The following is an 889-nucleotide window of genomic DNA, read 5'->3' on the forward strand; positions in this document are numbered from 1 at the left end:
CTGGTGGGCAGCAACAACGTGTTGCGCTAGCCCGCGCTTTAGCACCAGAACCCGAATTAATTCTGTTTGATGAGCCATTCTCCAACCTAGACGCAGATCTCCGAACGCGATTAGGTGGAGAGGTGAGACAGATACTAAAAGACTTAAACACCAGCGCAATTTTAGTAACACACGATCAATCTGAAGCATTTGCGATGGCAGATAAAATTGGCGTTATTCAACAAGGAAAGGTTATTCAAACCGGCTCAGCAAATCAGTTGTACCATCAGCCGAAATCAAAATTTGTAGCGCAATTTATCGGCAAAGGTAGCTTCATATCTGGTAAAGCCGTTAACGAATCTACGATTGAGACCTCATTAGGGCAACTAAATGCCTGCTCTGCAAATGGAGAACTTGTTGAAGGAGAGAACGTTGAACTACTCGTTCGACCAGAGGCGGTCACGATAGATACGTCGAGTTCAACACAAGCAACGATTACAGGCTCAGCTTTCGCAGGCGGGACAACTTATTTTAGTTTGTCAGTTCACGAAATAGAATTAGAAATATCGCTAGGAAGCCAATTAGATCTACAAGTTGGCCAAACCATACCTATTAGTTTAGCCAACGGGCAACTCATCGCGTTTAAGACGTCGGTTTAAAGCTCTGCACACAAGCAACAGCCATTTTCCAACCCGAGACATATTTATCACGTTCACTCGAGTCTAAGTTTGGCTCAAATCGCTGTTCTAACTTCCATTTATTCGCAACGTCATTTAAACAGCTGTAAAGCCCTGCTTGAACCGCTGCGATATATGCTGCTCCCAACGCGGTTGTTTCAACTATTTCAGGACGCTCTACAGGCACATTGCATAAATCAGATAAACACTGGGCGAACCAGTCATTCACGATC

The 889-nt window shown here is 44.4% G+C and carries 2 protein-coding genes; one reads left to right on the top strand and one right to left on the bottom strand.

Annotated elements, in window-relative coordinates; genetic code table 11:
- On the top strand, positions 1-638 hold a 638-nt coding region (locus A3738_RS22595), incomplete at its 5' end, for an ABC transporter ATP-binding protein (protein WP_156504419.1).
- On the opposite strand, the gene A3738_RS22600 is transcribed toward A3738_RS22595, so the two are convergent.
- A partial coding sequence (locus A3738_RS22600; RefSeq protein ID WP_255376198.1) for an FGGY-family carbohydrate kinase occupies positions 622-889 on the bottom strand: 268 nt, incomplete at its 5' end. The two genes, A3738_RS22595 and A3738_RS22600, sit on opposite strands and share 17 nt — an antisense overlap.

The organism is Oleiphilus sp. HI0066 (genome assembly GCF_001635725.1).